This is a genomic window from Nitrospira sp. BLG_2 (genome assembly GCF_049222245.1).
Genome location: NZ_JBLYIG010000014.1, coordinates 1 through 16,036, shown reverse-complemented (window position 1 = coordinate 16,036; position 16,036 = coordinate 1). Strand labels below are relative to the sequence as shown.

General features: G+C 53.9%; 13 protein-coding genes. 10 read left to right on the top strand and 3 right to left on the bottom strand.

The annotated features are described in order from the left end of the window. Positions 1-698: radical SAM protein (locus ACOSYY_RS00480; protein ID WP_421660257.1), on the bottom strand; the 698-nt coding region annotated here is incomplete at its 3' end. Then, positions 695-2,038, bottom strand: coding sequence for a tRNA (N(6)-L-threonylcarbamoyladenosine(37)-C(2))-methylthiotransferase MtaB (gene mtaB, locus ACOSYY_RS00475; protein ID WP_421660256.1), 1,344 nt, complete (start codon positions 2,036-2,038; stop codon positions 695-697). The genes mtaB and ACOSYY_RS00480, both read right to left, overlap by 4 nt. 139 nt (positions 2,039-2,177) lie before the next feature. Between mtaB and ACOSYY_RS00470 the strand changes: the two genes are divergently transcribed. From ACOSYY_RS00470 to ACOSYY_RS00440, 7 genes are all read left to right on the top strand, one after another. Beyond that, positions 2,178-2,576 carry a hypothetical protein gene (locus ACOSYY_RS00470; RefSeq protein WP_421660255.1) on the top strand — a complete coding sequence of 133 codons (399 nt, stop codon included), beginning with the start codon at positions 2,178-2,180 and terminating at the stop codon, positions 2,574-2,576. A gap of 228 nt (positions 2,577-2,804) precedes the next feature. After that, positions 2,805-4,058: an AmpG family muropeptide MFS transporter gene (locus tag ACOSYY_RS00465; protein WP_526023255.1), complete on the top strand. Its 1,254-nt coding sequence runs from the start codon at positions 2,805-2,807 to the stop codon at positions 4,056-4,058. Between the two features lie 280 nt (positions 4,059-4,338). After that, complete coding sequence (locus ACOSYY_RS00460; RefSeq protein WP_421660253.1) at positions 4,339-4,710, top strand: DUF4359 domain-containing protein; 372 nt, start codon at positions 4,339-4,341, stop codon at positions 4,708-4,710. Between the two features lie 236 nt (positions 4,711-4,946). Then, the gene (locus ACOSYY_RS00455) at positions 4,947-8,483 is read left to right on the top strand and encodes a vitamin B12-dependent ribonucleotide reductase (RefSeq protein WP_421660252.1); all 3,537 of its coding nucleotides are present in this window, start codon (positions 4,947-4,949) and stop codon (positions 8,481-8,483) included. Positions 8,484-8,731: 248 nt separating this feature from the next. Continuing rightward, entirely contained in the window at positions 8,732-9,142 is a 411-nt protein-coding gene (locus tag ACOSYY_RS00450; protein ID WP_421660251.1) for an ACT domain-containing protein, read from the top strand. Positions 9,143-9,154: 12 nt separating this feature from the next. Beyond that, a complete protein-coding gene (locus ACOSYY_RS00445) occupies positions 9,155-9,823 on the top strand; it encodes a septal ring lytic transglycosylase RlpA family protein (protein ID WP_421660250.1) in 669 nt (222 codons plus the stop codon). 252 nt (positions 9,824-10,075) lie between these two features. Beyond that, positions 10,076-11,341, top strand: a complete 1,266-nt coding sequence (locus ACOSYY_RS00440; protein WP_421660249.1) for a hemolysin family protein — start codon at positions 10,076-10,078, stop codon at positions 11,339-11,341. On the opposite strand, the gene ligA is transcribed toward ACOSYY_RS00440, so the two are convergent. Further along, positions 11,342-13,402, bottom strand: coding sequence for an NAD-dependent DNA ligase LigA (gene ligA, locus ACOSYY_RS00435; protein WP_421660248.1), 2,061 nt, complete (start codon positions 13,400-13,402; stop codon positions 11,342-11,344). It lies immediately after the preceding gene. 228 nt (positions 13,403-13,630) lie between these two features. Between ligA and ACOSYY_RS00430 the strand changes: the two genes are divergently transcribed. From ACOSYY_RS00430 to ACOSYY_RS00420, 3 genes are all read left to right on the top strand, one after another. Next, positions 13,631-14,284 (top strand): LysM peptidoglycan-binding domain-containing protein, encoded by a 654-nt coding sequence (locus ACOSYY_RS00430; protein ID WP_421660247.1) that lies wholly within the window; start codon positions 13,631-13,633, stop codon positions 14,282-14,284. A gap of 10 nt (positions 14,285-14,294) precedes the next feature. Then, complete coding sequence (gene trpE / locus ACOSYY_RS00425) at positions 14,295-15,791, top strand: anthranilate synthase component I (RefSeq protein WP_421660246.1); 1,497 nt, start codon at positions 14,295-14,297, stop codon at positions 15,789-15,791. Between the two features lie 68 nt (positions 15,792-15,859). After that, positions 15,860-16,036 (top strand): glutamine amidotransferase-related protein (locus tag ACOSYY_RS00420; protein WP_421660258.1); only part of this gene is annotated, 177 nt, incomplete at its 3' end.

The following is a 16,036-nucleotide window of genomic DNA, read 5'->3' as shown; positions in this document are numbered from 1 at the left end:
ATCCCCGGTGTCTCCGCCACGGCGGTGATCAGTCTGGCGAAGTCCCATTTCTCATGTCGGTAGGAATTAACGTTCTGGCCGAGTAGCGTGATTTGCCTGAATCCTCGGGCGGACGCATCAAGGGCTTCGTGCAGAATGGATTTGGGATCACGCGACCGTTCACGTCCCATGGTATAGGGGACGACACAGAAAGAACAGAAATTATCGCAGCCTCGCATCACGGTAATCCATGTGTTTACCCCGCTGTCGCGGTCCGGCATGATTCCTTCATAGGTTTCATACTCCGACAGATCGAGGGCGAATCCTTTCTGAGAGAGTCCCTGTTCTTGTGCTTCAAGCGCGGTCGCCAGCAACGAGGGAAGTTGGCGGTACGCATCGGGGCCGGCCAACACGTCGATGAGCGGCTCTTTCTCTGCCAGCGCGCCTTTCAGATTTTGGGCCATGCAGCCGAGGACGCCCACGACGAGTGGGCGCTGTTTCTTGATCGCTTTCAACTCGGTGAGATGTGCGTAAATCTTGTTGTGCGCATTCTCTCTGATGGCGCAGGTGTTGACCAATACGACATCGGCCCGTTCACGGTCTTCCGTAAAAACAAATCCTTCTTGCTTGAGCATCGATCGAACGAGTTCGCTGTCGGACTCGTTCATTTGACAGCCGAAGGTTTCAATGTGGACTTGAGGAAGAATTTTCAGGCTCATAGTGTTGGTATTGCCATTGCAGGGTTCGTTTGCGAATCGGAGGTGATATGGCCGAACGCACAGCGGTCGGTTGCAGCGGTGATCGTGACCGGCAAGATGTGATTCTGGAAATCCCCGGAGACTGTGATCCCCACACGTGTGAAGTTGGACGCCGTGCCGAAAGAGTAGCCGTCCCGAGTTCCAGATTCGAAAAGGACCGAGATGGTCTTGCCGATTTGTTTGTTATGAAAAGCGAGTCGCTTGGCTCGGTCGAGAGCCAGGAGGAGATCGGCACGTTTCTTGATCGATGCCGGCAGGATCCGCTGCTTCAGGCGCACTGCGGCCGTTCCAGGCCGAGACGAGTATGGAAATACGTGAAGATACGAGAATGGAAAATCGGTTGCCACGGCCAACGTATTCTGAAAAGCGGTCTCAGTCTCCCCGGGGAATCCAACCATAAGATCCGTTCCAAGGCCGAGGTTCGGGATGGTTACGAGAGCTTTTTCGATCAGCTTGATATAACTCTTGATCGTATGGCGTCGATTCATGGCCTGCAAAATCTGATCGTCCCCGCTTTGCAACGGGATGTGAAGATAGGGACAGAGTTTCTTCGACGAAGCGAGGAGATCAAGCAATTCCTCGCCGACTGTTGTGGGTTCAATTGAAGAAATGCGGATGCGTTCGAAGCCGGCTGCTTGGTCGAACCAACGAAGCAACGAACAAAAGTCCCGGCCCTGATGCGCATACTGGCCGATGTTCACTCCGGTCAGCACGACTTCCCGATATCCTCGAGCGGCTAAGACTTCCACTTCGCGCTGGATGTCCTCAAAAGTCCTGCTTCGCTCATGACCACGTGCAAACGGTATAATGCAGAAACTGCACATCGCACTGCAGCCGTCCTGGATTTTGAGCAATGCACGGGTCGCCTCCGATTCCGCAAAATACGGTAGCTCGAAGTCTCCACGTTCGATCGCTTTGGCATGTCGAATCTCGGCGGCAGGCCGTTTCCGTAACTCGTGGGCGGGAGGAAGAAAGGCCGGCAGATCAAGCTTGAATTGATGGCCCACGATGAGGTCGATCCCAGCCTGCTGCTTGAGACTCTCCATGCCCGTTTGGGCATAGCACCCCGTCACGGCGATAAAGGCATGGGGAGAGTGTTTCAAGGTCTTCCGGATCAGGTATCGCGATGTCCGTTCGGCGTCTTCCGTAACGGCACAGGTATTGAGCACCAGTAGATCTGTAGGTTGACCGAATTCGACGAGCTCAAACCCCTTTCGTTTGAGCCCTTCTCCTAGGATCGAGGTTTCGGCTTGATTCAGGCGGCAGCCGAGCGTATGAAGAGATGCACGGGTCGTCATCATAGGTGGCATTATAAGAAGATCATGCGCGTTCCGGCAAGGTTGCTTGTTGCGGATGAGTTCGCAGGAAAGGGTTTACTCATTGCTGAAAGACTCTCCAATGGGCTTTCATCCGAGCGATCGAAGCGTGAGGATCATGCGTTTGCGCGCGGTCATCTTTTTGGGTTTTATCTGGTTGCTTTGGAGCCATCCGGGGATGGGATGGATCACGGATTCGCTTCCCGCCGAGCCCGACCTCAATACTCGCGTCGATGAGCTGTATGATCATGAGGCCCGTCTGTTCATCATGCTGTATTCGCTCAGCGGAAACGGCAAAGTGGACTATGTCACGGCCCGGCTTGTTCAGGAATATTCTCGCAGTACCTATGGTAATCCCATTTACCAGACTGAAGCTCAACCGCTGTTCTATTGGTGGAACCATATCATGTGGAACGATCCGGAGCAGGACGGGGTCAACGGCAATGAAAAGGTTTACCAGGAAAATACCGACTTCGATATCTCGCGATATAAGCCCTGTCTGTTCAACGGCCAGCCCTGTTAGTAGGCTGTTGAAAGCCTGCGGGCTCTTAGCAACTCCTTATCAGTTTCTGCGCAAACCGGTGAAGCCCCTCATGCATATTTCGTGATTCTGCTGAGTTGTAGCCGGACGGAATGGTATTCTGCGTTCCAATTTAAGAATGTTTCGACGTTGTGTGCCGATCTACCTGTTCGACCACCCTCGCGCGAGTGAGTTCCTGTGAAACAAGGTTCTTTTGATCTCGCCGGTCTTATGAATCGGCGCATCCTCGTCATGCTCCCGTTGGGTTTTGTGTCCGGCCTCCCTCTTGCGCTCACGTCCGGCACCTTACAAGCTTGGCTTACGGTAGGAGGAGTCGACCTCAAGACCATCGGCATTTTCACGATGGTCGGCCTACCCTATACGCTCAAGTTCCTTTGGGCTCCTGTGATGGATCGCGTGGTTCCACCCTGGTTGGGTCGGCGTCGCGGCTGGATGGTTCTGACACAACTCTGTGTTGCAATCGGCCTGGTGCTTATGGCTGCGACCAATCCAAAGGTTCATCCCGGCTGGATGGCGGCCTATGCCATGCTCGTGGCATTTCTTGCTGCGTCTCTGGACATTGTCTTCGATGCCTATCGTACGGATACGCTCCATCCGCAGGAACGTGGGTTGGGTGCCGCTGTGTGGGTGAATGGCTATCGAATCGCCCTTTTGGCATCCGGAGCCGGCGCGCTGGTCCTTGCCGATCATGTGGGATGGCAGATGACGTACCTAACGATGGCAGCCGTCATGCTGGCTGGGTCGTTTATCGTCCTGATCAGCCCGGACCCCACATTCGTCGCCGAGGCTCCAAAGAGCATGAAGGAAGCAGTCGGCGCGCCACTGGCGGAGTTCTTTGGACGGCCTCACGCGGTGGGCTTCTTGGCCGTGATCATGCTCTATAAGCTAGGAGACGCCTTTGCGTCTGCGCTCCAGACCGCCTTCCTGATCGGAGGACTCGGCTTTTCCGCTACGGATGTAGGCGCTGTGAAGGGATTGGGTGTTTTTGCTACGTTACTCGGCGCCTTTTGGGGTGGACTTTTGATGATCAGATCTGGGCTGGTGCGCTCCCTATTGATCTTCGGGGTCTTGCAAGCGGTCTCAAACCTGGGATTTGTTGCATTGGCCGTAGCCGGCAAGAACGGAACCGCACTGACGGCGGTGATTGTAGTCGAAAATGTGACAGGAGGAATGGGCACCGCTGCGTTCGTCGCGTTGGTTATGTCGCTCTGCGATCCTCGGTATACCGCGACTCAATTCGCGCTATTGTCCTCCCTGGAGGCGTTGGGGCGGGTGTTTGCCGGTCGCCCATCGGCCGATGTCGTGGCCCTGGTCGGATGGACGCAGTTTTTTGTTTTGACGGTAGTAGTGGCTCTCCCGGGCCTCTGGGCCGTCTGGCGGATTAGGCATTCCATCGAACCGGAGCAGAAGGTTGCCGCATCGACCGATGTAAAAGAATCTGTCGCCACACCCATTTCAAACTGACTTGGATGGATCCATCATGAGACTAGAACATGTCAGGTACGGCGTATCGGAATCTTATGGAAGATATGCTTTACAAAGGGAACTGCAAAGCTTGTAGCGGCACACTATGCAGAGCAGTTTTTATATAGGATGGTCGAAACTAATGTTGTGAGTAACTTGGTAACCGTGCTGGCAGGCGAATCGCGATTGGCTCGGAAGACAATCACCGTTGAAGAAAGAGCAATGGAGAGAGCCGCCATCCTCGGGTTACGGGTAAGTTGAAGGTTCTCGTGGAAACGTTATGAGTCTTCTTCGCTTGAGTGCGCTGGTCGTTGCACTGTCCGGGATGATTGCATTGGCGTGGTCGAATCCGACCATGGACGACTATTTACATTTCGTCGAACAGGAATTGAGCAAAGCGATAGACCGAATGGACCACGGCACACCGACTCGAGAACAACAATTTATTCGGCAGGTGTTTCAGTCGCAAAGTAGGAAGCTTCTTGAATCCATCGTGAGGCCGAATACCGCGCGACGGAACTGGGGGATTGTGAGCCAGTATGAGACACAGATAGGGGATACGAAGGTCATCGTTCTTGGTCTCGGGGGTCGGTTCATACCCCTTCAAGGTGTCGAGGAAGCGACGCTAAAAATCGGGCGAATGGCCTTCTAAAAAAGAAAAAGGACCAGGGTAATTTGGAGGAGCCCGAGTTCCTCGTTTATTTCTGTGGATAACCTTGTTTGTAAGCGACTAAAGTAAGCCATGAGATTCGCGTTTCGACTATTCACAGTCTTTCCCCTGTTCCCCCAAAATCCACAACACTTTGTGTTGACAAAAATTTATGATAGCTATATGTAGCTATTCATTGAAGTTAACGAGCTCCCCTTTCCTCTCTCAGGAGGCTAACCGTGAAAATTGATCGAAGATTTACTCGTCGCGGACAGAATCCCTACGAGGGGATCATGTTTGTGAAGCGCTCGTCGGAGATTCGGAATCCCGATGGATCCACCGTATTTAAACTCGAAAATATCGATGTCCCTGAGACATGGTCTCAGCTTGCCGTCGACATATTGGCCCAGAAGTACTTTCGGAAGGCCGGAGTTCCGCAGCGCGATCAGAATGAGCAGCCGGTCATCGGTCCGGATGGCAAGCCGGTATCGGGTGGAGAGCGAGACGCCCGTCAAGTCTTCGAGCGCATGGCCGGGTGCTGGACCCATTGGGGCAAGTCCTATGGGTATTTCAAGACGCCGGAAGATGCCGAATCTTTTCACGATGAAATGTGCTACATGCTGGCGCATCAAATGGCCGCGCCGAACTCTCCTCAGTGGTTCAATACAGGCCTTCATTATGCCTATGGGTTATCGGGACCGGCGCAAGGACATTATTACGTCGATCCTCAGACTCGCGAAGTTGTGAAAGCCGCCAACGCCTTCGAACACCCTCAACCGCATGCCTGTTTCATTCAATCGATCGAGGATGATCTGGTGAATGAAAACGGGATCATGGATCTTTGGGTCCGGGAGGCACGGTTGTTCAAGTATGGCTCCGGGACCGGAACGAATTTTTCGAAACTGCGTGGGGACGGGGAAGGGCTTTCCGGCGGCGGAAAGTCTTCAGGCCTTATGTCCTTCCTGAAAATTGGGGATCGAGCCGCCGGAGCGATCAAGTCCGGAGGGACAACGCGTCGTGCCGCTAAGATGGTTTGTTTGGACCTCGATCATCCGGATATCGAAGAATTCATCGATTGGAAAGTCATCGAAGAACAAAAAGTCGCGGCGATGGTGACGGGTTCAAAGATTTGTGCGCAGCGCCTCAACGCCGTGCTGAAAGCTTGCCATACGGTCGATGGCGAAGGGGCTCTCAGGCTGGACCACGATCAGAAGACGAATCCGGTATTGCGCGAAGCTTTGACATCGGCCCGTCGGGATATGGTGCCCGAGGCCTATATCCAACGGATGTTTTCCTATGCGCAGCAAGGCTTCACGCATTTCGTATTTCACGAGTACGATACCAATTGGGATGGCAAGGCGTATCAGACGGTCTCCGGCCAAAATTCAAACAACAGCGTCAGGATTCCCAATGCGTTCTTCGCCGCTCTCGAAGCAGACGGCGACTGGCAACTCAAGCGCCGAACGAACGGCAAGGTCTGTAAGATCATCAAAGCCAGAGAGCTGTGGGACCGAATCGCATGGGCCGCGTGGATTTGCGCTGATCCCGGAACTCAGTACGATACCACTATCAACGAGTGGCACACCTGTCCGGAAGACGGCCGCATCAATGCATCCAATCCTTGTTCCGAATACATGTTTTTGGACGATACGGCCTGTAATCTCGCTTCCCTCAATCTCACGAAGTTCTACACCGCCGATGGGCAATTCGAACTGGAGAATTTCCAGCATGCCGTTCGGCTGTGGACGATCGCATTGGAGATCAGTGTGTTGATGGCCTCCTTCCCGAGCCGTTCCATCGCCGAAAAGAGCTATCAGTTCCGGACGCTCGGGTTGGGTTACGCAAATTTGGGGACCGCCCTCATGCGACAAGGGATTCCCTATGATTCGCCAAGGGCACTGGCGATTTGTGGAGCCATCACGGCCATCATGACCGGGGAAGCATACGGGACATCGGCTGAAATGGCCGCCGAATTGTCGCCCTTCCCTGGGTATGCCAAGAATCGAGAGCACATGCTGCGGGTCATCCGTAATCACCGTCGGGCCGCCTATCAGGTACCTCACGCCGAATATGAAGGTCTGACGATCGCGCCGGCGGGAATCCGTCCGGAGCATTGTCCTCCCGACATGCTCCTCGCGGCCAGACGAGCTTGGGACCATGCGCTTGAATTAGGAACAGCCTATGGGTACCGCAATGCGCAGGTGACCGTCATTGCTCCAACCGGCACAATTGGGTTGGTCATGGATTGTGATACCACGGGGATTGAACCGGACTTCGCTCTGGTGAAGTTTAAGAAATTGGCCGGTGGAGGATACTTCAAGATCATCAATCAAAGCTTGCCGATTGCGCTGGTCAACCTCGGCTATACGGATCAACAAACGCAGGACATCGTTCGTTACTGCGTCGGTGCTCAAACGCTTAAGGGCGCACCCTTCATCAATCACGACACGCTGCGTTCAAAGGGATTCGACGACGCAGCTCTCGGTCGTTTGGAGAGCAGTTTGGGGCAAGCCTTCGAAATTCAGTTTGCATTCAATAAGTTCACGCTGGGCGAAGACCTCTGCATACAAAAGCTTGGTCTCACCGAGACACAGCTGAATGAAACGAACTTCAACATGCTGAAGACGCTCGGTTTTACGCAAGAAGAGATCGCTGCCGCAAACGATTTTTGCTGCGGGACGATGACGGTGGAGGGCGCGCCGCATTTGAAGGTCGAACACCTTGCGGTATTCGACTGCGCCAATCGGTGCGGCCGAATCGGGCAACGGTCCATCGCGGTCGATGCGCATATCCGCATGATGGCCGCGGCACAGCCGTTCATCAGCGGCGCGATCAGCAAGACCATCAATATGCCGGCCGATGCCACGCTCGAAGACGTCAAGGCCGCCTATTTGCTTGCGTGGAAAAGCATGGTCAAAGCGGTCGCACTGTATCGTGACGGGTCCAAGCTGAGTCAGCCATTGAGTGCCTCGACGGATAGTGGAAAGGCCGTGGAGGCAACCACCGGCGTGATGGAGATGGCGGAGAAAATCACCGAGCGGGTGCTCGTTCGGTACCTTGCCAAGAGACGCCCATTACCGAGTCGGCGAAGCGGATACACTCAAAAGGCAATTATCGGGGGACATAAGCTCTACTTGCGTACCGGTGAATATGAGGATGGGACAGTCGGGGAAATCTTTTTGGACATGCATAAAGAGGGGGCGGCGTTCAGAAGCCTCATGAATTGTTTTGCGATCGCCATCTCTCTCGGACTTCAGCACGGTGTGCCGCTGGAAGAATTCGTCGAGGCGTTTGTCTTTACCCGATTTGAGCCGAACGGTCCCGTCAAATTGAACGATCGAATCAAAATGTCGACCTCGATCATCGATTATATTTTCCGTGAATTGGCCGTGACGTATCTCGATCGGTATGATCTCGCGCAGGTGAACGAAGAAGATTTACGCATGGATTCTATGAAGAAAGACCATATGGATCCCGAATGCTTCGATGAAGAAGCGGACCTTGATGCACTGGCTAAATCTTCCGTTATTACGGAACATCTTCCCATCCGCCGGAACGGCGGAAAAGGAAACGGCCACGGAAACGGGCACAGTGTTGCCCGACAAGTGGAGATCATGCGTGAAACGCTCACGCTGACGGAAGTCCAAAACGCTAAAGAGGCCAAAGTGAAGGGCTATGAAGGCGACCCCTGCCAAGAATGCAAGCAATTCACCATGGTTCGAAACGGCACCTGCCTCAAATGCATGACGTGCGGCGCAACGAGTGGATGTTCTTAGGAGGAGTATCGAGGATGCAGAGCAAGCGGCCGTTATCGTGTCTACGATGTAGGAAGCGACGGTTCCTGCGAATTCGATCGGGTACCGAAGGCTTCTTTTCGTTACGGCTACGGGTTCGAAAGCCTTGCATGAGACCGGCGTATTCTCGCATCATATTTTATCATTACGGGTCTTGGTCTCCGTTGCGAGTCGCTCGCTCGACAAGGCGAAAAAGGTTTTGACGCCGGAGAGCCACAAGGAGTGCTGATATGCCAACTACGACGCAGCTTGTCATCAGCGGCCAGAGTAAGCCGGGCGCCCTTGCCAGAGTGACGGCGGTTCTCGGTGAAGCCGGGGTCAACATCAAGGCTTTCTCCGCTCCGGAAGTGATGGGAACGGGTAAGTTGCGTCTGTTAGTCGCGGATCTGGAAAGTGCTCGCGCGGCCCTTAAGGCGGCGAAGATTAAGTTCGGCGAAGAAACCGCGCTCCTGTTAAGTCTCGAAAATAAGCCTGGTGCGTTAAGGAAAGTGGCGGATACCTTGATGAAGAGCCGGATCAACATCAAGTGCGGCTATTGCACACCTTCACGGGAGGGAAAGCGGGCGATCGTCGTTCTGACCGTTTCCAACACCGACAAAGCCTTGACCATTCTGCGCAATCAGTCGCTCGACGAGTTTTGATCGATGCGGCCGATGCCGCTCACGAAACCTCCTCCTCTGTTCATACTCGTGATCGGACTGGGTGTCTTCCTTTACCATGGCTGCACCACAACTCCCCGTCCCATCGACCGCTCACATGGGTATCCAATTGGCTTTGTAGAACGGGGGATGGCTTCTTGGTATGGCCCTGGTTTTCATGGGAACAAGACGGCTAATGGGGAGCGGTATGATATGCACAAACTGACGGCTGCTCATCGGACGCTGCCGCTGGGGTCCCTCGCAGTTGTTCATTCGTTGACCTCGGGGCGCCATATTACGGTCAGGATTAATGATCGAGGGCCGTTCGCCAAGGGAAGAATTTTGGACCTTTCGTTGGCAGGTGCTCAAGCGCTAGGAATGGTCGGAAACGGAACCGACCAGGTCGAACTGCGAGTGGTTGGCTATAACTCTCGACCGGAAGGAATGGGGGAATTAAGGGTTCAAGTCGGTTCCTTCGCGGATCTTCAGAACGCCCGGGTGTTGTTTGCTCAGATTCAACGAGATTTTTCCGATGGGCGTATTGTACAGGTCGACCTCCCGGAGGGACGCCGTTACAGAGTGCAAATTGGTCGATTCGCGACCGAACAGCAAGCTCAAATGGCTGCGGTTGGTCTCGATCAGAAATATAGCGTCCAATCATTTGTCGTACGGGACGACGGCTAAACACTTTGCGAGTTGGGGCGTTACTGGGATAGCTCGTTTAGAACCGATTGATTTTTAAGAAACATTCTTTGGATTACTTGCTTGCGATTGATCCTTGTGATAGATGTATCAGCTGTGAGCTCTATTCTAAGCGGTCCAGTTATCCTAATCTTGCAATCCTCTGAAGGGTGGACCAAGAGGTATCCTCTGGGAGACGCCCGGCTTTTCATCAGGCCAGCCATACTGGTCCAGCGTCCCTAATATACGACTGCGATGGACATCCTCATCCTTTTAGGGTTGATAGGGGTATCCGCTATCATTTCTACAGCCGAGATCGGTTTCTTCTCGGTTAACGAAACGCGGCTGAGAGCATTGGCGCAAAACGGAAGCAAACGAGCTGAAAAAGCCCTTCAACTGAGAAGCGACCCCCAGAAGCTCTTTTCGACCATTCTGGTGGGAGATCGTCTGGTCAGCACGGCAATCCCGATGTTCGCCACCTTTATCACGTTGAATGCCTATGGGGAGAAGAGCGTTTTCGAAGAAGCCATCGCGGTCATGGTCGGTATTCTGACTTTCGTTCTCTTGGTATCCGTAGACGTGGTCCCAAAGACTTTGGCTGCCAAATTTTCAGTGCCTGTTACCCTGAACCTCGCTTACCCGGTTTATTGGGTTCAAGTCATGTTGCAGCCGATCCTTTTCCTGATTGTCCCCCTGATCTACAGTTTGACGGGTGGAAAAGGACTGACTCATCCCTTAGTAACGGAGGAAGAGCTGAAGATCATGCTGGACCAAGGGGGAAAGGCCGGTGAAATCGAATCTGAAGAAGTGAAGATGATAAAGAATGTGTTCCAGTTAAAGGATATTACGGCGGAAGATGCGATGACGCCCCGCATCTACGTGTTTTCTCTCGACGGGAATCTTCGACTTAAGGACGCACAAGAACTGCTCTATAACTCGAAGTATTCCAGGATTCCGCTCTATGATGGGATGCTCGATAACATTACCGGGATTCTCTATAAGACGAAGGCGTTGACGGAGTTGGCCAAAGGGAGAACCGATTTGCTCCTCAGGGATATCGCTCATCCTCCGCTCTTTGTCCCGGCCGGCAAAACAGCCGATGATTTGATGCAGCAATTCCAGCAGGAAAAGCGGCATATGGGTGTCGTCGTCAACGAATTCGGTGGTGTCATGGGACTGGTGACGCTTGAAGACCTTCTCGAGGAAGTAGTAGGTGAGATCGTCGATGAAACGGATATCACCGAGGAACTTATCAAGCGCATTGGAAAAAACCAAATCCTGGTCCACGGACGGACGGAAGTTCGAAGGGTGAACGACTTCCTGAAAGTCGAGCTAGGGGATGAGGCTCTGACCATCGGAGGGCTGATCCAGGAAAACCTTGGTCGCATCCCTCAGGTAGGGGAAGAACTCCGCATCGAGAACTGCCGCTTGGTGGTCCACGAGGCGGATCCTCGGTCGATACGAAGCGTGCAAATTTTTAAGGACGAGAAAGTGCCTGTTCCGGTCGAAGCCTCGGTGTGACTAGCTCTCCTTTTGTTGCCCTATCCAGTCCAGAAAAGTCTTTTCGTCTATGACCGTCACACCTAATTCTTGAGCCTGATCGAGTTTGGAGCCAGGATCCGTGCCGGCCACGACATAGCCTGTCCGCTTGCTGACACTGGATGATACGGTGGCGCCCAACTGTTCGACCAACGCCTTGGCATCATCTCTGGTCAACCTCTCCAATCCACCGGTGAACACGAAACTCTTCCCTGAGAAAGGCAAAGCTCTTCGGTTCTGAGGGGAGGGTGTGCCTACGATTGAAAAGCCCAGTTCATGCAATTGGTCGATGACCTGCCGGTTCGAACTTTCTTGGAAGTAGGAGATCAAACTTTCAGAAATCTCGGGACCAATCTCCCGGATTTCCTGAAATTGGTTGCGATCAGCCGCCATGATGGCATCGAGAGAGCCGAACTCTTTCGCGAGTACTTTAGCGATGTGCTGCCCAACTTGGCGGATTCCCAGGCCCATCAACAATCGATCGAGAGGCACCGTTTTACTTCGAGCGATGGCGTCAAGGAGCAGAGTTGCGGATCTCTCCGCAAACCCTTGGAGCTTCAAGAGCTGCTCCCGATCAAGGCGATAAAGATCAGAGAGGTTCTTGACGAGTCCTTGATCGACTAATTGAGCGACTGTCTTCTTGCCGAGGCCTTCGATGTTCAATGCGGTTTTCGACGCGAAGTGTTCGATCGCACCTTTCAACTGAGCAGGACAGACGGCTTGACCCGTGCAGTAGAAGTAGGCCCCTTCTCTCGCCACGGCGGAACCGCATATCGGACAGTGATGTGGCATTTGGAAAGGGCCTGACCTGACTTGATTCGAGACGGGGATACGTTCAGCGATCGCCGGAATGACATCCCCTGCGCGCTCGACTCGAACCGTGTCGCCCATGCGGATGTCCTTTCGTGCCACCTCATCGGCATTATGGAGAGTTGCTCGACTGATGGTGACCCCACCCACTTCCACCGGCTTCAGAAGAGCGAGAGGTGTCAGGATGCCAGTGCGGCCGACGGAGATGACAATGTCCTGGACCTCCGTGATTTCCTTCCGAGGAGGAAACTTGAACGCGATGGCCCAACGAGGGCTCCTGGATTTCATTCCCAGTCTCGCCTGCCAATCCCTGCGATCGACTTTGACGACCACTCCATCAATTTCGTAGGGGAGGTTGTCGCGCTGATCTTCGGTTTCCCGATGGAACGCCAAGACCAGGTCGATGGTTTCACATCGTCGGCGAAGATTAGGGACAGGAAGTCCGCACAGAGCCAACATCTCCAGTTCAGCCCAGTGCGACGGTGGGTATATTCCAGTCATTGCCATCACTTCATAGCACGTGACGACAAGCGGCCGGGAGGCGGTAATTTGTGAATCGAGTTGCCGGAGAGAGCCGGCGGCGGCGTTGCGGGGGTTTGCAAAGACGTCATTTCCCCGTTCCGTCATCCGGCGGTTGAGCGCATGAAAGTCGGAGAGGCGCATGTACACTTCGCCCCGCACGACCAGATGATCCGGGTACGTGCCGGCTTGCAACTGTAACGGTAACGATCGAATCGTACGGAGATTAATAGTAATATCTTCCCCGACGTTTCCATCGCCGCGGGTTGAACCACGAACAAACGTCCCATGGTCATAGATCATTTCAACCGATAGACCGTCGAATTTTGGCTCCACCGTGTACTCGATTTTGTCCGTACCCAGCTCCCGTTTCATCCGCTGGTCAAAAGCCAAGACCTCGTCAGACTCCACCAAGGAATCAAGGCTCAACATGGGTCGTTCGTGCTGAACCTTACCGAGTTCGTCAAGGGGGGGAGCGCCGACACGCTGGGTTGGGGAATCCGGAGTGGTCAGCTCGGGGTAAGCCCGTTCGAGATCGCCCAATTCCCGGAACAACCGATCATATTCCCCATCGGAAATCTCGGGGCGGTCCTTGACGTAATACAGATAGTCGTGGTGCCTGATTTGGCTTTTGAGCTGCGCGAGTCGCTCTTGCTCTGAGCGAGGCACCCTCGAAGAGGACGGAGAGTCGTCATAAAGGGAATCTTGTCGCATCGTGGCTCTCAACGAGATGAAGTTTCATCAATCGTCTTTAGGTGTCATGACAGATGACATTTGCATGATAAGGGGGAGAGGTTTAAGTGGCGCTGACCCTAGCATAGGCCCTGGAAACGGTCAAACCAGAAAGACCCGGTCTGCTTTGACTTTCGCGTCAGTGGCCACTATTCTAAGCGTCTCTTCGACAGGTCTGAAGTCGACAGAAGCCTGGGCAAAGGAGGGTGTATGCGGAAGGGAGCGCAACAGGATGTCTGTGAGCGAGCGCGGAAGATTTCTTTATTAGGAATACTGCTTTGTAGTGGTTTACTGGTCAACGGATGTGTCGTGTTAGAGGAAAAATACAACGCAGAAAAAGCACGCAGCCTGAATTTTCAGCGCCTTTTGGCTCAGGAAGAAAAGCGAACGGCTGAGCTCGATAGCGAAGTCAGGCATACCAAGGCTGAACTGGCTGAACTTGAGGCCAGGAATCGTGAGCTGTCTGCACAGGTGCAAGTGGCACGAGAGCAGATGGGTCGCCTTCAAGAAGAGACAGAGGCCATCCGGGAAGCGACATTATTGGAGCGGAAAGCCTTGGAAGATATGCAGCGGAAAGGCCATTCTCCTTCCGCCAAACCGAAAAAAGCCGAACTGCCGAAAGCTGCCTCCGGCGGTCGGAGCGGAGGCAATCTTCCAGACAAGGGAAAGGGTATGGCGGCTGTGACGGAGCCGCCTTCCGCTTCAAAGGTGCCGGAAGGGACGGTGCATGTTGTGAAGCCTGGGGAAACCCTCTTCAGTATCGGCAGGCGGTATGGAGTCGAGGTGGATAAGTTGAAGAAGCTGAATAAGTTGCCGGATGACATTGTCGAGATAGGACAGAAACTCGTGGTGGGAGCAGAGTAAGCGGAACGACATGCGGGCTGTGACCTATTCACTCACGCTGGATGAATTTCGCTCGTACGCAAAGCAGGGCAATCTCATTCCTTTGTTCCGTGAAATTTTGGCGGACCATGATACACCGGTCTCAGCCTTTGCCAAGATCGATCATGGTCCTTCAGCCTATTTACTGGAGAGCATTCAAGGGGGAGAAAAGTGGGCCAGATATTCTTTCCTCGGAAGTGGATCCCCTCTCATCATCTATGAGGATCGGGGCGATCTCTGTGTGAAGAAGGGTTCGGATCGCCGGCGGATCCCGAGCCGGGGCGCGCCGTTGGACCGCCTGCGGGAAATCTTGGAGACATATCGTCCCGTCACAGTTCCGGATCTGCCTCGTTTCGTAGGCGGAGCCGTCGGTTACCTCGGCTACGATATGGTGCGGACATTCGAGGACCTGCCCTTTCGGAGGAAGGAACACCTCGATATTCCGGACTTTGCCTTTCTTTTGACCGAGACGCTGCTTATCTTCGACAACGTATCGCAGAAGATCAAGGTCGTAGCCAATGCACATGTGAAGTCACCATCGGACAGAGAAATTCGTTCGGCCTATCGTGATGCGACGGACAGGATTGAAGCAATGATTGCCAGAATCCGTCGACCTCTTCGGCGCGTAAAGCCGAGGCGTCGACGATCCCCGATTCGTTTCACGACCAATATGAGCAAGGCGGACTTTGAGAAAATCGTTTCGCGCGCCCAGGAGTACATCAGGGCAGGAGATATCTTTCAATGTGTCCTGTCGCAGCGCTGGGAAACGAATTTACAGGCTCCTACGTTTCAACTCTATCGGGCCTTGCGTCTGGTGAATCCGTCGCCGTACATGTATTACCTCAGGATTGCAGGGGTTGAACTTGTTGGCTCGTCTCCGGAAATTCTTGTGCGGTGTGAGGACGGGCTTGTCTCGGTACGTCCGATTGCTGGAACAAGACGGCGCGGCACGACGACGGATGAGGACACGGAATTGGAGCGCCGTCTTCTTGCCGATGCCAAGGAACGAGCCGAACATATCATGCTGGTGGATCTCGGGCGCAACGATGTCGGTCGTGTGGCTGAAGGGGGGTCCGTCCACGTCGAGTCGTTGATGAATGTCGAGCGGTACTCGCACGTCATGCATATGGTCTCGAACGTCACGGGCAAGCTGTGCCCGAGCAAGACGGTGTATGATGTGCTGAAAGCGTGCTTTCCTGCCGGTACCGTGTCAGGTGCTCCTAAGATCAGAGCCATGGAAATCATCGAGGAACTTGAACCGACCAGACGCGGGCCCTACGCCGGCGCCGTCGGCTACATCGGGTTTTCGGGTAATATGGACATGTGCATCAATATTCGGACCGTCGTTGTCTCTCGGCATCGGGCCTTCATCCAGGCCGGCGCCGGCATCGTGGCCGATTCAAAGCCGGAACACGAGTACGAAGAAACGTGCAATAAGGCCCGCGCCATGATGAAGGCGATCGAACTGGCGGAACAGGGGCTGGAATGAGAACGTGGTTCGTGGCGTGAAACGTCAACCGCGTACGAGATACGCTTCACGAGCGACGAGTAACACTCATGCTATTAGTCATCGATAACTACGACTCCTTCACCTATAACCTCGTTCAGTATCTCGGAGAATTAGGCGAAGAGGTGCAAGTCTATCGAAACGACAAGATTACGCTCGACCAGATCGAGAAGTTGCATCCTGACCGTCTCGTCATCTCTCCCGGGCCCTGCACGCCTAAAGAAGCC

Bases quoted from the DNA above. Each gene is read 5' to 3' on its own strand.
- mtaB (WP_421660256.1), bottom strand. From the start codon at position 2,038: ATGATGACGACCCGTGCATCTCTTCATACGCTCGGCTGCCGCCTGAAT.
- ACOSYY_RS00465 (WP_526023255.1), top strand. From the start codon at position 2,805: ATGAATCGGCGCATCCTCGTCATGCTCCCGTTGGGTTTTGTGTCCGGC.
- ACOSYY_RS00460 (WP_421660253.1), top strand. From the start codon at position 4,339: ATGAGTCTTCTTCGCTTGAGTGCGCTGGTCGTTGCACTGTCCGGGATG.
- ACOSYY_RS00450 (WP_421660251.1), top strand. From the start codon at position 8,732: ATGCCAACTACGACGCAGCTTGTCATCAGCGGCCAGAGTAAGCCGGGC.
- ACOSYY_RS00445 (WP_421660250.1), top strand. From the start codon at position 9,155: ATGCCGCTCACGAAACCTCCTCCTCTGTTCATACTCGTGATCGGACTG.
- ACOSYY_RS00440 (WP_421660249.1), top strand. From the start codon at position 10,076: ATGGACATCCTCATCCTTTTAGGGTTGATAGGGGTATCCGCTATCATT.
- ligA (WP_421660248.1), bottom strand. From the start codon at position 13,402: ATGCGACAAGATTCCCTTTATGACGACTCTCCGTCCTCTTCGAGGGTG.
- ACOSYY_RS00430 (WP_421660247.1), top strand. From the start codon at position 13,631: ATGCGGAAGGGAGCGCAACAGGATGTCTGTGAGCGAGCGCGGAAGATT.
- trpE (WP_421660246.1), top strand. From the start codon at position 14,295: ATGCGGGCTGTGACCTATTCACTCACGCTGGATGAATTTCGCTCGTAC.